This window comes from Flavobacterium aquidurense (genome assembly GCF_001404985.1).
Lineage (GTDB): Bacteria > Bacteroidota > Bacteroidia > Flavobacteriales > Flavobacteriaceae > Flavobacterium > Flavobacterium aquidurense_B.
In genome coordinates this window covers 372,322-387,207 of the sequence record NZ_JRLF01000006.1, presented here as the reverse complement: position 1 = coordinate 387,207, position 14,886 = coordinate 372,322, and the positions used below count along the sequence as shown (strand labels likewise).

16 protein-coding genes are annotated in these 14,886 nt (G+C 33.2%); 11 read left to right on the top strand and 5 right to left on the bottom strand.

The window, feature by feature from the left end:
* Positions 1-293: 293 nt before the first annotated feature.
* The 3 genes from RC62_RS03395 to RC62_RS03385 all read right to left on the bottom strand — a co-directional run bounded on the left by RC62_RS03395 (position 294) and on the right by RC62_RS03385 (position 4,834).
* Positions 294-1,190, bottom strand: a complete 897-nt coding sequence (locus RC62_RS03395; RefSeq protein WP_245176772.1) for an alpha/beta fold hydrolase — start codon at positions 1,188-1,190, stop codon at positions 294-296.
* A gap of 152 nt (positions 1,191-1,342) precedes the next feature.
* Positions 1,343-2,482, bottom strand: a complete 1,140-nt coding sequence (locus RC62_RS03390; protein WP_055092621.1) for a helix-turn-helix domain-containing protein — start codon at positions 2,480-2,482, stop codon at positions 1,343-1,345.
* Positions 2,483-2,659: 177 nt separating this feature from the next.
* A complete protein-coding gene (locus RC62_RS03385) occupies positions 2,660-4,834 on the bottom strand; it encodes a TonB-dependent receptor (protein WP_082421202.1) in 2,175 nt (724 codons plus the stop codon).
* Positions 4,835-5,064: 230 nt separating this feature from the next.
* Here RC62_RS03385 and RC62_RS03380 point away from each other — a divergent pair, with 230 nt between their 5' ends.
* The 10 genes from RC62_RS03380 to RC62_RS03335 all read left to right on the top strand — a co-directional run bounded on the left by RC62_RS03380 (position 5,065) and on the right by RC62_RS03335 (position 13,458).
* Positions 5,065-5,742: a Crp/Fnr family transcriptional regulator gene (locus tag RC62_RS03380; RefSeq protein ID WP_055092618.1), complete on the top strand. Its 678-nt coding sequence runs from the start codon at positions 5,065-5,067 to the stop codon at positions 5,740-5,742.
* Between the two features lie 91 nt (positions 5,743-5,833).
* Entirely contained in the window at positions 5,834-6,430 is a 597-nt protein-coding gene (locus RC62_RS03375; protein WP_055092616.1) for a peroxiredoxin-like family protein, read from the top strand.
* 5 nt (positions 6,431-6,435) lie between these two features.
* Positions 6,436-6,894 (top strand): YHS domain-containing (seleno)protein, encoded by a 459-nt coding sequence (locus RC62_RS03370; RefSeq protein ID WP_055092614.1) that lies wholly within the window; start codon positions 6,436-6,438, stop codon positions 6,892-6,894.
* A 9-nt stretch (positions 6,895-6,903) separates the two neighbouring features.
* Complete coding sequence (locus RC62_RS03365; protein ID WP_055092612.1) at positions 6,904-7,284, top strand: DoxX family protein; 381 nt, start codon at positions 6,904-6,906, stop codon at positions 7,282-7,284.
* A 5-nt stretch (positions 7,285-7,289) separates the two neighbouring features.
* A complete protein-coding gene (locus RC62_RS03360; RefSeq protein ID WP_055092610.1) occupies positions 7,290-7,778 on the top strand; it encodes a hypothetical protein in 489 nt (162 codons plus the stop codon).
* On the top strand, positions 7,766-8,476 hold the full coding sequence (locus tag RC62_RS03355) for an NRDE family protein (protein WP_055092609.1): 711 nt from the start codon (positions 7,766-7,768) through the stop codon (positions 8,474-8,476). Before RC62_RS03360 ends, RC62_RS03355 begins: the two co-directional genes overlap by 13 nt.
* Before the next feature lie 12 nt (positions 8,477-8,488).
* On the top strand, positions 8,489-9,523 hold the full coding sequence (locus RC62_RS03350; RefSeq protein WP_055092607.1) for an ATP-grasp domain-containing protein: 1,035 nt from the start codon (positions 8,489-8,491) through the stop codon (positions 9,521-9,523).
* A 2-nt stretch (positions 9,524-9,525) separates the two neighbouring features.
* The gene (locus RC62_RS03345) at positions 9,526-10,167 is read left to right on the top strand and encodes a hypothetical protein (protein ID WP_055092605.1); all 642 of its coding nucleotides are present in this window, start codon (positions 9,526-9,528) and stop codon (positions 10,165-10,167) included.
* Positions 10,168-10,369: 202 nt separating this feature from the next.
* Complete coding sequence (gene katG / locus RC62_RS03340; protein WP_055092603.1) at positions 10,370-12,643, top strand: catalase/peroxidase HPI; 2,274 nt, start codon at positions 10,370-10,372, stop codon at positions 12,641-12,643.
* A 212-nt stretch (positions 12,644-12,855) separates the two neighbouring features.
* Positions 12,856-13,458, top strand: coding sequence for a 2,3-bisphosphoglycerate-dependent phosphoglycerate mutase (locus RC62_RS03335; protein ID WP_055092601.1), 603 nt, complete (start codon positions 12,856-12,858; stop codon positions 13,456-13,458).
* 82 nt (positions 13,459-13,540) lie between these two features.
* On the opposite strand, the gene RC62_RS23235 is transcribed toward RC62_RS03335, so the two are convergent.
* Positions 13,541-13,753: an ATP-binding protein gene (locus RC62_RS23235; RefSeq protein WP_369819523.1), complete on the bottom strand. Its 213-nt coding sequence runs from the start codon at positions 13,751-13,753 to the stop codon at positions 13,541-13,543.
* 181 nt (positions 13,754-13,934) lie between these two features.
* Between RC62_RS23235 and RC62_RS03330 the strand changes: the two genes are divergently transcribed.
* On the top strand, positions 13,935-14,411 hold the full coding sequence (locus RC62_RS03330; protein ID WP_055092598.1) for a DUF3592 domain-containing protein: 477 nt from the start codon (positions 13,935-13,937) through the stop codon (positions 14,409-14,411).
* Between the two features lie 70 nt (positions 14,412-14,481).
* Here RC62_RS03330 and RC62_RS03325 read toward each other — a convergent pair whose 3' ends face one another.
* Positions 14,482-14,838 (bottom strand): winged helix-turn-helix transcriptional regulator, encoded by a 357-nt coding sequence (locus tag RC62_RS03325; protein WP_055092596.1) that lies wholly within the window; start codon positions 14,836-14,838, stop codon positions 14,482-14,484.
* Positions 14,839-14,886: the final 48 nt, after the last annotated feature.

Below are 14,886 nucleotides of genomic sequence, written 5' to 3'. Positions count from 1 at the left end.
TGTCTGTTATTGACAAAAATAATGTAACCTCCGAAGAGTATTCCAAAATTCAAAAAGATATGGAAGAACTCGCGGCATTATATAACAATTTTAAGTTCCTTCTGGCAGAACTAAAGAAATGTGCGAAAGATTATGAACTCAAAAAAAAGTCTACCCGAAGTATACTGCACAAACGAATTCGGCTTTTAGTCAATAAACTGCAAAAGATGAATGTTAATGTATGATACAGTCAAATAATTTTATTGAATCCTCAATCTATAAATGATTGAGGATTTTTTATGTTTTAAATAAAATTATAAAGGAAGTTTCGACAACATTGTTCGGATATTTTCTAAAACAAGTTTAGGTTCCTCAAGCTGGATAAAGTGTCCGGATTTTACAGTTGTGATGTGCTTAAAATCTGTTATTCCAGTTTTAAGAGATTCCTTAGAGTCGTACCATAACTGTCTGTCTGCAGCATTATGTTCCGCATCAATTTTCATACTGGTTATCGCAATAACTGGAACATCAGGCAAATTGGGCAATGTTGCAGCATACTTAAAGTCTTCAATTAGCTGAAGTGTTTCTAGTGCTATCCCTGAATTTGCTCCATACATTTTTTTATAATCAGTGTAGAAGTTGTTGATTTGATCTTGCGAAAAATGATTGTATTTTTCGTGAGAAGCATCAATAAAAACTAATCCCGCAACTTTTTCCGGATTTTTTATTGCATAATCCCTAATAATCAAGCCACCCAATGAATGCCCAACAAGCACTACTTTTCTGCCATTGGCAAATTGGTTAACAACATTTTCAAGTTCACTTCTTAATTTATTAATAGTTCTGGGTTCCGTGTTAAATTCTGATTTTCCGTAACCGGCCCTGTCATATAATAAAACATCAGAACCTAAAAAATGAGCTATGGATAAGATTTCAGAAGATTTTCCGGTGCTGTACCACGATGTATGATCGTTACCATGGCCAGATTCAAAAACAACCAGATATTTTGATTTTTTTGATACCGTATACGCCCTCAGTTTATGAGTTCCTAAATCTACCGCAGACTCCTGATAATCTGTATCGCGATTTTTAGAATCATCGGAACAAGACATTGAGGAGAATACAGAAATAAGAACTATAAAAACAGATAACAGTCTAATTTTAATGATTTTTTTCGGCTTTAATTTTCGAAGTTCTTTTTTAACCATCATGGTAGTGTTTTTAGTGTTTAAAGTAAATTCGATACAAATATTAGCATCATTTACCAACTAAAAGTTCTGATTTAGGAATCAGAACCTCTTTAAAAATACTATAATCCCCAACCCGGTTAATCTGGAAAAAAAATCAAGATACTAAAATGAATTTATACCAAAATAAGATTTGCTTTTTTAAATTCTGATGGCGTTTGGTTGGTTGTTTTCTTAAAAGTGGTATTAAAAACTGTTTTAGAATTAAAGCCAACCTCAAAAGCAATTCCAATTAAACTTAAATGCTGCATGTTAGGATCCTGAATCATTTTTTTTGCTTCTTCGATTCGGTACCGATTGATAAAGTGATAAAAATTTTCGTCGAAACCTTTGTTAATGATATATGAAAGCTGATGAGATGAAATATCCAATTGCGAAGCCAACTTAAATACGCTTAATTCAGGATCTAAAAAAGGCTTTTTAGTATTCATTACGTCAATTAAAATCAACTTCATTTCTTGTAGTTCAACATCCGGAATTAGTTTTTTCTGATTGCTTTCTAAGCTGAAATCCTCTCTTATAATGTCATCAATTTCTTTTTTTTCTTGTTGATTAAGTCCTGGAATTTCTTTTTGTTTTAAAGAATAATAAGCAATGAAAAAAAATCCGACAAGATAAATTACACTGGCAAACTGGTCAAATAAAATATTTGTTTTGGCTAATTTAAAAACATTGTCAATCAGCCAAAGAGTCGTAATTAGTAATACGCAAACTACTACTTTTTGTAACCATCTTAAGTTGATAGCAGCTGTATTTGATGTATATAAAAACAAATTATTTTGATAGGAACTGATTTTTTTATACGCTAAAACGCAATACGAAATAACCTGAGCACAAAAAACAAGATTAAAAACGTTAAGTATTATAGCAGCATTTTTTTTATCGATGGCAGTTGGTGGTTTTACCTCAATTACTACCGAAAGAAAGAGTAAAATTAGCATGATAACGGCAAATGCAAAATGAAAATTATTCTTTAGCCGCCATTTTCTATTGGGTTGGATAAAATAAAGTACACTCAAATAAAAAACAGGAGCTACTATAAAATCCGTCAGACCAAGAGAATCATTTATTGGCATTCTTGTTTTCATAAACTCAGTTTTTTCTAATAAGTCATTAAACTGAATAATAAAAACACACACTATAAAAGTCCCAAACCATCGATTTGATTTGGTGTTTACCTGATTAATATTTGCAAAAATTAAAAATGCCAGTAATAAAGTTGTTCCTGCAACAAAAAAGCTAACTATTTGATCCATTAAAAAGCATTTTTTAAGCTCATATAAGTTGTTCTAAAAAGGATAAAATTACTAAATATATGAACCCAACTTATCGAACTTACCAAATTAAGTTTCCTGCCACTGAATTGAAGCAAAAAACCTCCAAAATAGAATGACTTTGAAGGTTTTGTTGATTTTTAATTATAGAAATATTTTTTAGAATGCCTGCGCAAAACTAATCGTTAGGCGAGTCCCATTTTCTTTGACATAATTCATATTATTAGACTGCCATTGCGAAATAACGCTATAATAGTCTTTATTGAATAGGTTTTCGACACCCAAACGAATCGTACTTTTTTCTTTGAACGTGTAACTTGAAGAAAGATTAAAAGCCGTAAAAGATTTTATAGGTCCGGTTCCATAAGTATAAGCACCATTTACAGGTTCAAATCGGTTTCTTCCTGTCGTATTAATCATTTGCAAAAATACTGACCAGTCTTCCAGAGGTCTGTAAATAGTATAAGCGGCTAATTTTGGCGGATTTATACGATCTCCTCCCAAATATACTTTTTTATCTGTAAGTTCACGTTTTCCTTCTGTATAAGAATAATTTGCCCCAACATCAATTTTTGGATGAAGACGATATTTTGCTGATAATTCAAAACCATAAATTTTTTCAGGTGAACGTGAAATCTGCGGATTACCATCTACATAAACATAAGAAGCCCCTAATTTTGAAGTACTGTAATAAAAAGCTCCTTCATAAGAAAGTTTATCCACGGCTCCTGAAAATCCAAATTCGTAATTATTGGCTGTAACCGCTTTTATCGAAGTGTTGTTGACCGTATTTTCTTTTGCAGCACGAAGCACCAAACCTAAATCAGCCACACTAAAACTCTGCGAAAAACTTACAAAAGGTTTAAACAAACTCCATTTTGTATAACGCAATCCGGCATTGAACATAAGGGCATTAAAATCTAATGCTCCGCCTTTTACCGCAACACCACCGCCAACATAAGTACCGTTTACATAATTGCGAATACCAATAGTAGTATAATCCGGTACATCGATATTAACATTTTCAAGTCTTAAACCGGTTTTCAATACCAAATTTGGCCCAAACATGTTTTTGAGCTGGAAATAAGGCGCCAGATTGTTCATCTTCATTTCAGGAATTACCAATCTGCCGTCTGTAAGATGTGTATCTGTTATATCAGATAGAATATCCAATCCATACGTTAAATTACCCGATACAAGCGAACTGAATTCATATGGCGTATTTAAATTCAAACGTAAACCCAGTTTTTTACTTTGAGTAGCAGGTTGTCCGTTATTTTCAAAAAAGTCACTGTAATTAATTAACGTTAGATAATCCTGAAAATACAAAGACGCATTAACATCCGTTTTTCCAATAAAATTCTTTCCAATATAACTTAAACTTGCGTTATGATTGTACGGCGTTCCTTCCGGATCTCCCGGTCTTTGTCCTTTAACTCCAATAGTTGGAGAATCAAAATTGCCGTAAACCCCAGCTTTTGCTATATAATCAGTATGTTGCGTGCTCTGGAAATAATTATACATTAATTCCAGGCGATTATTGTCATTTATGTCATATCCAATTTTTGCAAAAGCATTCCAGTTTTTAAGATCGTTCATTCCGTATTCAGGAGAAAGTACACGTCCTTTTGCATCACGATAAAGCCCTGTTTCTTCATAACGGCCGCTTACAACATAATCGATTTTGTTTACTTTTCCGGTCAATAACTGAGATACAAAGAAACCGGCTGTTCCTTTAGGTTTAACAAGAGAAAAATTAGTTCCTGCCTCAGTTGATCCGCTTATTGTTTTGTCAACATTTGCTCTTTTAGTAATGTAGTTAATCAAACCGCCATCTGCACCATTACCATAAATTGCAGTTGCTCCCTTAATCACTTCAACGCGATCTAATACGGTAGGGTCCAGAGAACGCATGTCTTTTGCCCCGTCTCTTAAAGGTGTAGATTGAGGAATACCATCAATCATAACCAATACACGGCGGCCACGTAAAGTCTGACCTAAATTTTGAGTTCTATTGGTCGTAAATCCCAAACCGGGAACTGATGCACCCAAAATATCACTAAGATTAGAACTTATATTGAGTTGCTGTTGTATTTGTTTTTTTGATAATAAAGTAACAGAAGAAGGAACTTCATCTAAAATCTCAGCCTTTCTGGAAGCAGAAACAACAATTTCCTGTAGTTCATTATCTGCTGATTTATCATTTAAGATGGTATCCTGGCTTTTACTATTTTTATCTTTTTCGTTATTTGTATTTGTTTTAGAAATCTGTTGGGCAGAAAGTGAACCCATAGTGAAGAACAGGAATAATAGGCATGTAGAAATTCGTATCATTATTATTTAGACTTAATTTAAATAGTGACAAATATATAAAATGTAATTTGCTTTATCCAAGTAAAAAACCTCCTAATTTTTGTTAATTTGTTATATGTAGCAAGAAAGACTGAGGATCTTTATAAATCAACATATAGCTGTTATCAAAGAATGAAATTTGCTTTACCATTAAATCTGAAAAATTTATTATTTGTTAAATTGGTATATTTACACAAATAATACGAATAAAAATGTACGAAGAGTTAAAATATTGGTACTTGCGCGATCATAAATTATTTAGGACACTTAGCTATTCGCAGATCAAACAATTGTGCATTATTACAGGCTTTAAGAAAGCATCAAAAGGTGAAATTATTTATTTTTCATCTTCAGATGTGCCGCGTATTTTTTTACTCAAAAAAGGAAATATAAAAATTGTTGCCATAGATGATAATGGCAACGAAACGATAAAAGACATTATTCAAAAAGGGGATTTATTTGGTGAATTGACCTTAGAAACAGATAATAAAGTCGAAGAATATGCAAAAGTGCTTTCTGACGACGTTGCAATTTGTAGTTTTTTAATGTCTGATTTTGAAGATTTATTGCTTAGAAACCCAACATTGGCACTTTCATACACCAAGTTTGTGGGTTTGAAAATGAAACGCATCAAAAATAGTTATGCCAATTTAATTTCTAAAGATGCAAAAACCAGATTGTATCAATTCCTGAAAGACTGGGCAGAACAAGAAGGCGTTCAAAACGGAAATACAGTAGTAATTGAAAATTATCTGACCCAAAATGATATTGCCCAAATCATTTGTACATCACGACAAACTGCTACGCAATTGCTGAATGAAATGGAAACCAATAATCTTTTACAGTACAATAGAAAAGAAATTACCATTACAGATATTACCCAATTATAGCTATTTTAATCGAAGTGTAAATTAGCTGACATTTTGCTTTTTCATAGTACAATAATTTTACATCATCAAAAAAGATGTAAAACTATATATTATGAAAAAATTACTTTTTATGTTTCTAGTAACCCTAAGTTCGGTTGCTAATGCCCAGAACGCAATCCCTAAATCTGCGACTGATATCGCTCCTTTATTAATAGGAGAGAAGATCCCCAACATTACTTTAAAATCATCTGAAAATACAGCTGTTCAAATTTCGGACTTACTAAAAAAGAAAAAAACAGTTCTCGTTTTTTATCGCGGTGGCTGGTGCCCATATTGTAATCTGCATTTACAGGCAATGGCTGAAGCCGAAAAACAAATTCTGGATTTGGGATATCAGATTATTGCAGTAAGCCCGGATTCTGCTGAAAATTTGAAAAGCACAGAACAAAAAGATAATGTAAAATATACCTTGCTTTCTGACTCAAAAGGAGAATTAATAAAAGCAGCTGGAATTGCTTTTGAAGCTCCTGAAAACTACAAATCGGTAATTAACGTACATTCTAATGGAATCAATACGAGTTTTTTACCAGTTCCTTCCGTTTTTGTTGTAAACACTGAGAGTGAGATACTTTTTGAATATGTTTCTCCTGATTTTAAACAGCGCATAACAACCGAATTACTGGTTTCTGTATTAAAAAACTTAAAATAAAAAACATGAAAAAGCTAGTATTATTTTTATTGATTTTGGTTTACGGAGTTTCATTTGCTCAAAATGATGCTAAACGAATTAGCCAGTATAATGTAGAAAATAAAGTTGCTATTCTGGGTTACGATCCTGTAGGATATTTTACTCAGGGAAAAGCAATAAAAGGAAAAAAAGAAATTTCAGTTTCTTATCAGGGTGTAATGTATAATTTTTCATCAGCTGAAAATAAAAATACTTTTCTGGTAAATCCGTCCAAATATGAACCTCAATATGGCGGATGGTGTGCATATGCAATGGGGAGTGCCGGTGAAAAAGTAACAATAAACCCGGAAACATTCAAAATTGTCGACGGTAAATTGTATCTGTTTTACAATGCCTATTTTAATAATACGCTCAAAAGCTGGAACAAAGACCAGAATACTTTAAAAAATCAGGCAGATAATAATTGGAAAAAAATCTACAAATAATCCGGAGCCATGAAAAAGGAAATTATAATATGGATGCTTAGAATAGTGGCTTCGGTAATTTTATTGCAAACACTATATTTTAAATTCAGCGGAGCAGAAGAAAGTGTTTATATTTTCTCGACTTTAGGAATAGAACCTTATGGAAGGATTGGTTCAGGAATAGCAGAGTTGATTGCAGCAATTTTGATTTTAATACCCAAAACCACCTGGATTGGCGCTTTAGGCGCATTTGGTATTATGACAGGCGCTATTTTATCACACTTATTTATTCTGGGAATAGTGGTTAAAAATGACGGAGGAACCCTTTTTGCTTTGGCGGTTATTACGCTGTTATGCTGTTTAGGATTGCTTTATTTCAATAAAAATAAATTGTTTAATCTTCTAAATTAAAAGTTATGTTACTAAAATCGATACGTCACAGTTTAGATGAATTGGTTGATCTGTTAGACCAATTGTCGGACAAGGATTATTCAAAATCTTGCGAAGCTTTAAGCAATGCTACCATCGGTGAACATACAAGGCACATTATTGAAATGTTTCAATGTCTTGAAAAAAGCTACGATTCAGCAGTTTTAAATTACGATAATCGCGCGAGAAATAATCAGATTCAAACAGAAACAGCATTTGCCAAACAAGCTATCATTCAAATTAAAACAGGATTGAAAAGCGAAAACAAAACAATCTACCTCGAACAAATAATTGACCATCTTGCCATCAGGATTCAGAGTAATTATTACAGAGAATTGCTCTATAATCTGGAACATTGCATTCATCATCAGGCATTGATAAAAGTTGCTGTTTTGCAATTTGAAAATATCTTAATGAATGAAAATTTTGGTGTAGCACGTTCCACAATTGAATACAGAAGACAATGTGTACAGTAAGTTTTATAAATAATGGCGGAGTTATAATTATTACTTCAAACCGGGACGAAAAAGTAATTCGTCCCGCTGCTATTGTGCCGCGAAATTATTCTCACAATGGTAAAAATATTATGTATCCAAAAGATGCAAAAGCCGGAGGAACCTGGTTTGCCATTGATCAAAACGGAACCGTTCTCGTGTTGTTGAATGGAGGAACGACAAAACACAATCCGATATTTCCGTATAGAAAAAGCCGCGGATTGATTGCATTGGATATTATCGGGAACCAATCACCAAAAGATTTTTGGAGTGAGATCAATCTCGAAGATATTGAACCCTTTACATTGGTTTTATTTCAAAACGGAAAATTGTATGAATTGATCTGGGATGGTCTTGTGAAAATGAAAATTTTTCTGGACAGTACTAAAAATCATATTTGGTCATCAGTTACTTTATATTCTGACAAAATCAGAAAGAAACGATCTGATTGGTTTTTTGATTTCCTGAGTGATAAAAATGAAATATCTGCTTTGCAAATGCTCGATTTTCATCGAAATACAGAAAGTGATGATTCTGAAAATGGTTTGGTCATAAACCGGGAAAACACAATGAAAACCTTAAGCGTGACCCAGACTGTAATTGAGAAAAACAAAGGAATGATGAAATATTATGATTTATTGAATACAAAAGATTTTTCAACCACATTTATTCGTATTTAAAAACTGAGAGAAATGAAATTATTTATCCATAAAATAACCAATTGGGAGTATTGGCCTTTTCAGGTTTTGTACGCGCCTATTTATTTTCTTTGGGCCTATTATGCAATCAAAGCAAGATCTGTTTTTTTCTTTAATGCTTCTAATCCAAAAATTAAAAATGGCGGATTTATTATGGAAAGTAAAAAACAGATTTATGATTTGCTTCCTAAAAAGTATTATCCCAAAACTATTTTAATTAAGGAGAAAACGGACTTAAAAAGCATTGTGGATAGCGTGGTAGAGAAACAAATCTATTTTCCGTTAATCGCAAAACCGGATATTGGTTTGCGCGGTTCAGGCGTAAAAAAAATTAAAACCGCTTCTGATTTGAAAGAGTATGCTGAAAAAGCCAATTTTGATTTTTTAATACAGGATTTGATTCCGTTTAAAAATGAAGTAGGTATTTTTTACGTACGGCATCCGCTTCAAAAAAACGGAAAAATAACCGGAATTGTGTCTAAGGAATTTTTAATTGTAACAGGAGACGGAAAATCTACTATAGAAGATTTAATCAAACAGACACCACGGTTTCAATTACAGTTAGAGGTTTTAAAAGAAGAATATGGAGATCAGTTGCAGTGTATTTTAGCCAAAGACGAAACATTAAATTTAGTTCCGTTTGGGAATCACGCCCGCGGAGCAAAATTTCTGGATGGAAGCGATTGGATTACGCCAAAATTAACCCATATGATTAATGAAATTGCGATTCAAATCCCGGAATTTTATTTTGGACGTTTTGATATTATGTACAACACTTTTGAAGAATTAGAAAGAGGCGAAAACTTTCAAATCGTCGAGCTTAATGGCGCCGCAAGTGAACCCACACATATTTACGATCCTAAACATTCTCTTTGGTTTGCCTGGAAAGAACTGGCGCGGCACATTACTTATATGTATGAAATAAGCGTTGAAAACCATAAAATGGGAGTTCCTTATCTAGATTATAAAGTAGGTATGAGGGAATACAGATTGCATCTCGTGCAAAACAGCAAAATCATGAATTTTTGAAAATGAAAAGAATAAAAAATATTTCGATTGGTTTTTTAGTAAGCTTTCTGGGATCAATTCCATTAGGATATTTAAACCTTGCAGGATTAGAAATTTATTCGAAATCAGGATGGCATAATTTGGTATTCTTTTTATTTGGAGTCGTTTTTGTAGAAACTTTTGTAATTTATTTTACCTTACTTTTTGCCAAAAAGCTCATACAGAATAAAAAGTTATTAAAGATAATTGATTTGTTTTCAATACTGTTTATGTTTATTTTGGCCTTTGTTTTTTATTTAAATTTTAACCACACAGAAAAATCGAATCATTTTTTACAGGAATATTTACTGTATTCACCGTTTGTAATAGGTATCATCTTAAATGGGGTCAATTTTTTGCAGTTGCCTTTCTGGACAAGTTGGAATCTCTATTTACTTAACAAAGAATATATTAGTGTAGAAAGAGATTTAAAATACTATTATATTGCAGGAACTGTAATAGGCGTTTTTTTAGGAATGTTTAGTTTGATTGTACTATTGCAGGCTATATTTCAAAAAGCAAATCAATTCTCAATACTTATAATTCCTGTTTTTATTCCTTTATTTTTTATTGCATTAGGAATAATTCAAATTTTTAAAGGCTATAAAAAATACAAATCCTGTTAATTTTTTTTCAGTATTTTCCCATCTTAAAATATGGTTTACCTGATTTTGGATAATTTTGATGTTTTCATAAAAGGATTGATTATTAGAAAATTCTTTTACAAGTATAGATTTTAACTATCAAATAAAAATTATTTATTATTAAAGCTAATAACATTCTCTTGTTTTACTTTGTAAATTAGTATCAAAATAAAATTTTGGAATTATGGAGAATCAATCAAATGACATCAGCAAATGCCCTTTTCATAATGGCAGCATGGATAATGAAGCCGCAACGGGCACAAAAAACCGTGACTGGTGGCCCAAGCAGTTAAAGGTAAATATCCTTAGACAGAATTCAGCTTTATCAAATCCTATGAATAAGGATTTTAACTATGCAGAAGCTTTTAAAAGTCTTGATCTTGAAGCCGTAAAAAAGGATTTACACGAGCTCATGACTAATTCACAAGATTGGTGGCCTGCAGATTTTGGTCATTACGGAGGTCTTTTTATACGTATGGCATGGCATAGCGCCGGAACATATCGTGTACATGACGGTCGTGGTGGTGCAGGAGCAGGGCAGCAGCGTTTTGCACCTCTAAACAGCTGGCCTGATAATGTGAGCCTGGATAAAGCCAGAAGGTTGCTCTGGCCAATAAAACAAAAATACGGACAAAAAATTTCCTGGGCTGACTTAATGATCCTGACAGGAAATATAGCACTGGAATCCATGGGCTTTAAAACATTTGGTTTTGCAGGAGGAAGAGCAGATGTCTGGGAGCCGGATGAGTCTGTTTACTGGGGTTCAGAAACTACGTGGCTTGGCGGAGATGAGCGTTATGACAACGGTTCTGAAGGTGTACCAAAAGATCATGGTGTCGTATCATCAGATGATGATGCCGATGGAAATATTCATAACAGAAATCTGGAAAAACCTCTTGCGGCGGTACAAATGGGACTTATTTATGTAAATCCTGAAGGTCCTGACGGAAATCCGGATCCTATTGCAGCAGCAAAAGACATTAGAGATACGTTTGGCCGTATGGCAATGAACGACGAAGAAACTGTAGCCTTAATTGCTGGTGGTCATACATTTGGAAAAACTCACGGTGCAGCTACTTCTGATCACGTAGACAAAGAGCCGGAAGCAGCTGGATTAGAACTGCAGGGTTTTGGCTGGAAAAATAGTTTTGGTTCCGGTAAAGGTTCTGATGCTATTACCAGCGGACTTGAAGTTACCTGGACAAAAACGCCAACGCAATGGAGCAATAACTTCTTCGAAAACTTATTTGGTTTTGAATGGGAACTTTCTAAAAGTCCCGGGGGCGCTCATCAATGGGTTGCTAAAAATGCCGAAGCAATTATTCCGGATGCTTTTGACAGTACAAAAAAACATCTGCCAACAATGCTTACAACAGATTTATCATTAAGATTAGATCCTGCTTATGAGAAAATATCACGTCGTTTTTTAGAAAATCCGGATGAGTTTGCAGACGCTTTTGCCCGTGCATGGTTTAAACTGACACATCGTGATATGGGACCACGTGACCGCTATTTGGGTTCTGATGTTCCTCAGGAAGAATTATTATGGCAAGATCCAATTCCAGCAGTAAATCATGAATTGATAGACGAGAACGATATTAACCAATTAAAAGAAAAAATACAAAATTCAGGATTAAGCATATCACAATTGGTAGGAACCGCATGGGCATCTGCCGCTACTTTTAGAGGATCAGATAAGCGTGGCGGAGCCAATGGTGCGCGTATAAGACTGGCACCTCAAAAAGACTGGGAGGTAAATAATCCTTCAGATCTTAAGCAGGTTTTAGATAAACTGGAAAGCATTCAATCCCAATTTAATGCAGCACAGTCAGCGAACAAGAAAGTTTCATTAGCTGATTTAATTGTACTGGCAGGATCTGTTGGTGTAGAAAATGCAGTTAAGCAAACAGGAATTTCGACTAAAGTACCATTTTCTCCAGGCCGTATGGATGCATCAGCAGAGCAGACAGATGTGGAGTCATTTGGTTATTTAGAACCTAAAGCAGACGGTTTTAGAAATTACAGAAAAACAAAATCAACCGTTTCTACAGAAGAACTTCTTATTGATAAAGCTAATTTATTGACCCTTACAGCACCAGAGTTAACAGTGCTTTTAGGCGGACTTCGTGTATTGGATATTAATACGGATAAAACAAAAAATGGTGTGTTTACACATCGCCCGGGTCAGTTGACAAATGATTTTTTTATAAATCTGCTGGATATGAATACCCAATGGCAAGCCGTGTCAAATGATAAGGAATTATATACAGGAAACGATCGTACTACTGGTCAGCCTAAATGGATTGGGACACGAGCAGATCTTGTTTTTGGTTCTAATTCTGAACTAAGAGCCATTGCAGAAGTATATGCAAGTGCTGATGCGCACGAAAAATTTGTAAATGACTTTATTGCCGTTTGGAATAAAATAATGAATCTGGATAGGTTTGATTTAGAGTAAAAATTATATTACCTAAAAAGATACTGTAAATTCTAAACCCAAAAGGTTAGATTAATTTTAAAGTAATAATGAGCCCGATATATATCGGGCTCATTTGTTTTGCATTAGTTTCTTAAGATGAAATTTAATATTGAATGGTGCGGAATTCTGAAAACTAAAGAAGTATTTGTTTTATCTTTATGTTAGCTTTGATATGGCTTTAAATAACAAAAATGGCGCAATTAATTTTTGTCCGACATGGACAATCTCTTTATAATTTAGAAAACAGATTTACAGGAATCGTCGATATTCCGCTCACGGAACTTGGAAAAGAACAGGCAAAACTCGCAGGAGAAAAACTAAAAGGGCATGTTTTTGATATTGCGTATACTTCAATGCTTATCAGGGCTCAGGAAACTTTAGAGATTATCTTAAATGATATGAAGATAAAAATTCCTATAGTAAAAAATAAAGCATTTAATGAGCGAATGTATGGCAGTTTACAGGGACTTAATAAAGATGAAACGGCAAAAAAATATGGATTTGAACAGGTAGAAATCTGGAGAAGAAGTTATGATATATGTCCTCCAGGTGGCGAAAGCCTTTTAGACACTTACAATCGCGTGGTTCCTTATTATAAAGAACAAATCGAGCCAAAATTAAAAATGGGACAAAATGTATTACTTGTTGCTCATGGCAATAGCCTGAGATCGCTGATGATGTATCTGGAAAAAATAAGTCCGCTTGATATTGTAAAAGTAAATATTGCAACAGGTATACCAAGGGTTTATACCTTTGATAATGAGCTGATAATAGCTAACGTAAAAGATTTATAGCTTATAATTTTTGTATTATATGCTATTATAATCAATGGTTTTGCAATCGTTACTTTTATAAGAAATGATCATTTATAAATCTCTACATAGGAATATAAATAAACATTTTTGTTCCTGAATTAATTTTACTGGACGCTTTTATGAAGCCGTAATGATTGTCTATTATTTTTTTTACTAATGTAAGTCCAAGACCGCTGCCCGCATATTGACCTGTGTTATGTAATCGATAGAATGGATCAAAAATTTTGGGAGCAAATTCTTCATCAAATCCAATTCCGTTATCTTCAATGCAAATTATAATTTGAAACCTATTTTAACATTTTTAAATAAAAAATGGACTCTAAGTTGATTAGAAGAAAATCTTCTTTTAGGAATATTTTTATTGTTTTTATCAATTATAAACGGTTAAATTTGAGCTCAAATTCAAAATTGGTCAATTACAATAGATACCATAAAATATAGTTATTAAATAAATTATGAAACGATATATTTCTGCTGGTATGTATGTTTACTTTCTGCCTGGCTTATTTTTTTTAGCCTTAGCAATTTATCTTTTTAGTAATAAACAAAATTTCTTTTCAAAGGCAGAGTTTACCAGTGGCACAATTATTAAATTTATACCTGTTTCGAGCAAGAATACAATGGTTTATTACCCATTTGTTTCATTTGTTGCAAAATCCGGTCAGCAAATAAAATTTACTTCTTCTGTAGCATATTATTCTCCCAATTATATGGAAGGAAGCAAGGTTAAGGTTTTTTATGATCCGAATAATCCGGATAACGCAGAGATTAATGGAATGTATGTCTTTTTGATTGATCCACTAATTTTGGGAGCTTTGGGTGTTTTTTTCTTTTTAATAGGTCTTTGGGTTGTTTTAGGCCAGTATCATAAAAGGAAAAAATTAGAATTGATGACTTTAAATTCCAAACTTTCGGGAATTGACAAAGTGTAACTTATTTGTAAAGTGGTCTTCTTGATCTTATTTAAAAAAATGAATTCTTTAAAAAAGGTTTATAGATTGCTTAATTTTCACATGTTGCATTTTCTTTTTCGAGTTGTTCATTACCCCAATTATGCAAATGTTTGATAAACGGTATTAGTTCCATACCTGTGCTGCTCAGCGAATATTCAACTTTTGGAGGTACTACATGATATACTTCTCTGGTTATCAATTTGTCTTCTTCTAATTCACGCAAAGTTTGAGTCAGCATCTTAGTAGTAATATCCGGTAAAGTTCTGCTCAACTCGCCATAACGCAATACTGTTTTTGAATGTAAATGCCATAAAATACGTCCTTTATATTTTCCACCAATTCGTTTAAATGCATAATCTACGCCACACATTTGTACAGTTTCAGAATTTATTATTTTATTTTTCATTTTTTATTAAGTGTAACTAATTGATTGTCAATAATACATACTTTTTGG

Coding starts and splice junctions, on each gene's coding strand:
- RC62_RS03395 (WP_245176772.1), bottom strand. CDS start 1,190: ATGATGGTTAAAAAAGAACTTCGAAAATTAAAGCCGAAAAAAATCATT.
- RC62_RS03390 (WP_055092621.1), bottom strand. CDS start 2,482: ATGGATCAAATAGTTAGCTTTTTTGTTGCAGGAACAACTTTATTACTG.
- RC62_RS03385 (WP_082421202.1), bottom strand. CDS start 4,834: ATGATACGAATTTCTACATGCCTATTATTCCTGTTCTTCACTATGGGT.
- RC62_RS03380 (WP_055092618.1), top strand. CDS start 5,065: ATGTACGAAGAGTTAAAATATTGGTACTTGCGCGATCATAAATTATTT.
- RC62_RS03375 (WP_055092616.1), top strand. CDS start 5,834: ATGAAAAAATTACTTTTTATGTTTCTAGTAACCCTAAGTTCGGTTGCT.
- RC62_RS03370 (WP_055092614.1), top strand. CDS start 6,436: ATGAAAAAGCTAGTATTATTTTTATTGATTTTGGTTTACGGAGTTTCA.
- RC62_RS03365 (WP_055092612.1), top strand. CDS start 6,904: ATGAAAAAGGAAATTATAATATGGATGCTTAGAATAGTGGCTTCGGTA.
- RC62_RS03360 (WP_055092610.1), top strand. CDS start 7,290: ATGTTACTAAAATCGATACGTCACAGTTTAGATGAATTGGTTGATCTG.
- RC62_RS03355 (WP_055092609.1), top strand. CDS start 7,766: ATGTGTACAGTAAGTTTTATAAATAATGGCGGAGTTATAATTATTACT.
- RC62_RS03350 (WP_055092607.1), top strand. CDS start 8,489: ATGAAATTATTTATCCATAAAATAACCAATTGGGAGTATTGGCCTTTT.
- RC62_RS03345 (WP_055092605.1), top strand. CDS start 9,526: ATGAAAAGAATAAAAAATATTTCGATTGGTTTTTTAGTAAGCTTTCTG.
- katG (WP_055092603.1), top strand. CDS start 10,370: ATGGAGAATCAATCAAATGACATCAGCAAATGCCCTTTTCATAATGGC.
- RC62_RS03335 (WP_055092601.1), top strand. CDS start 12,856: ATGGCGCAATTAATTTTTGTCCGACATGGACAATCTCTTTATAATTTA.
- RC62_RS03330 (WP_055092598.1), top strand. CDS start 13,935: ATGAAACGATATATTTCTGCTGGTATGTATGTTTACTTTCTGCCTGGC.
- RC62_RS03325 (WP_055092596.1), bottom strand. CDS start 14,838: ATGAAAAATAAAATAATAAATTCTGAAACTGTACAAATGTGTGGCGTA.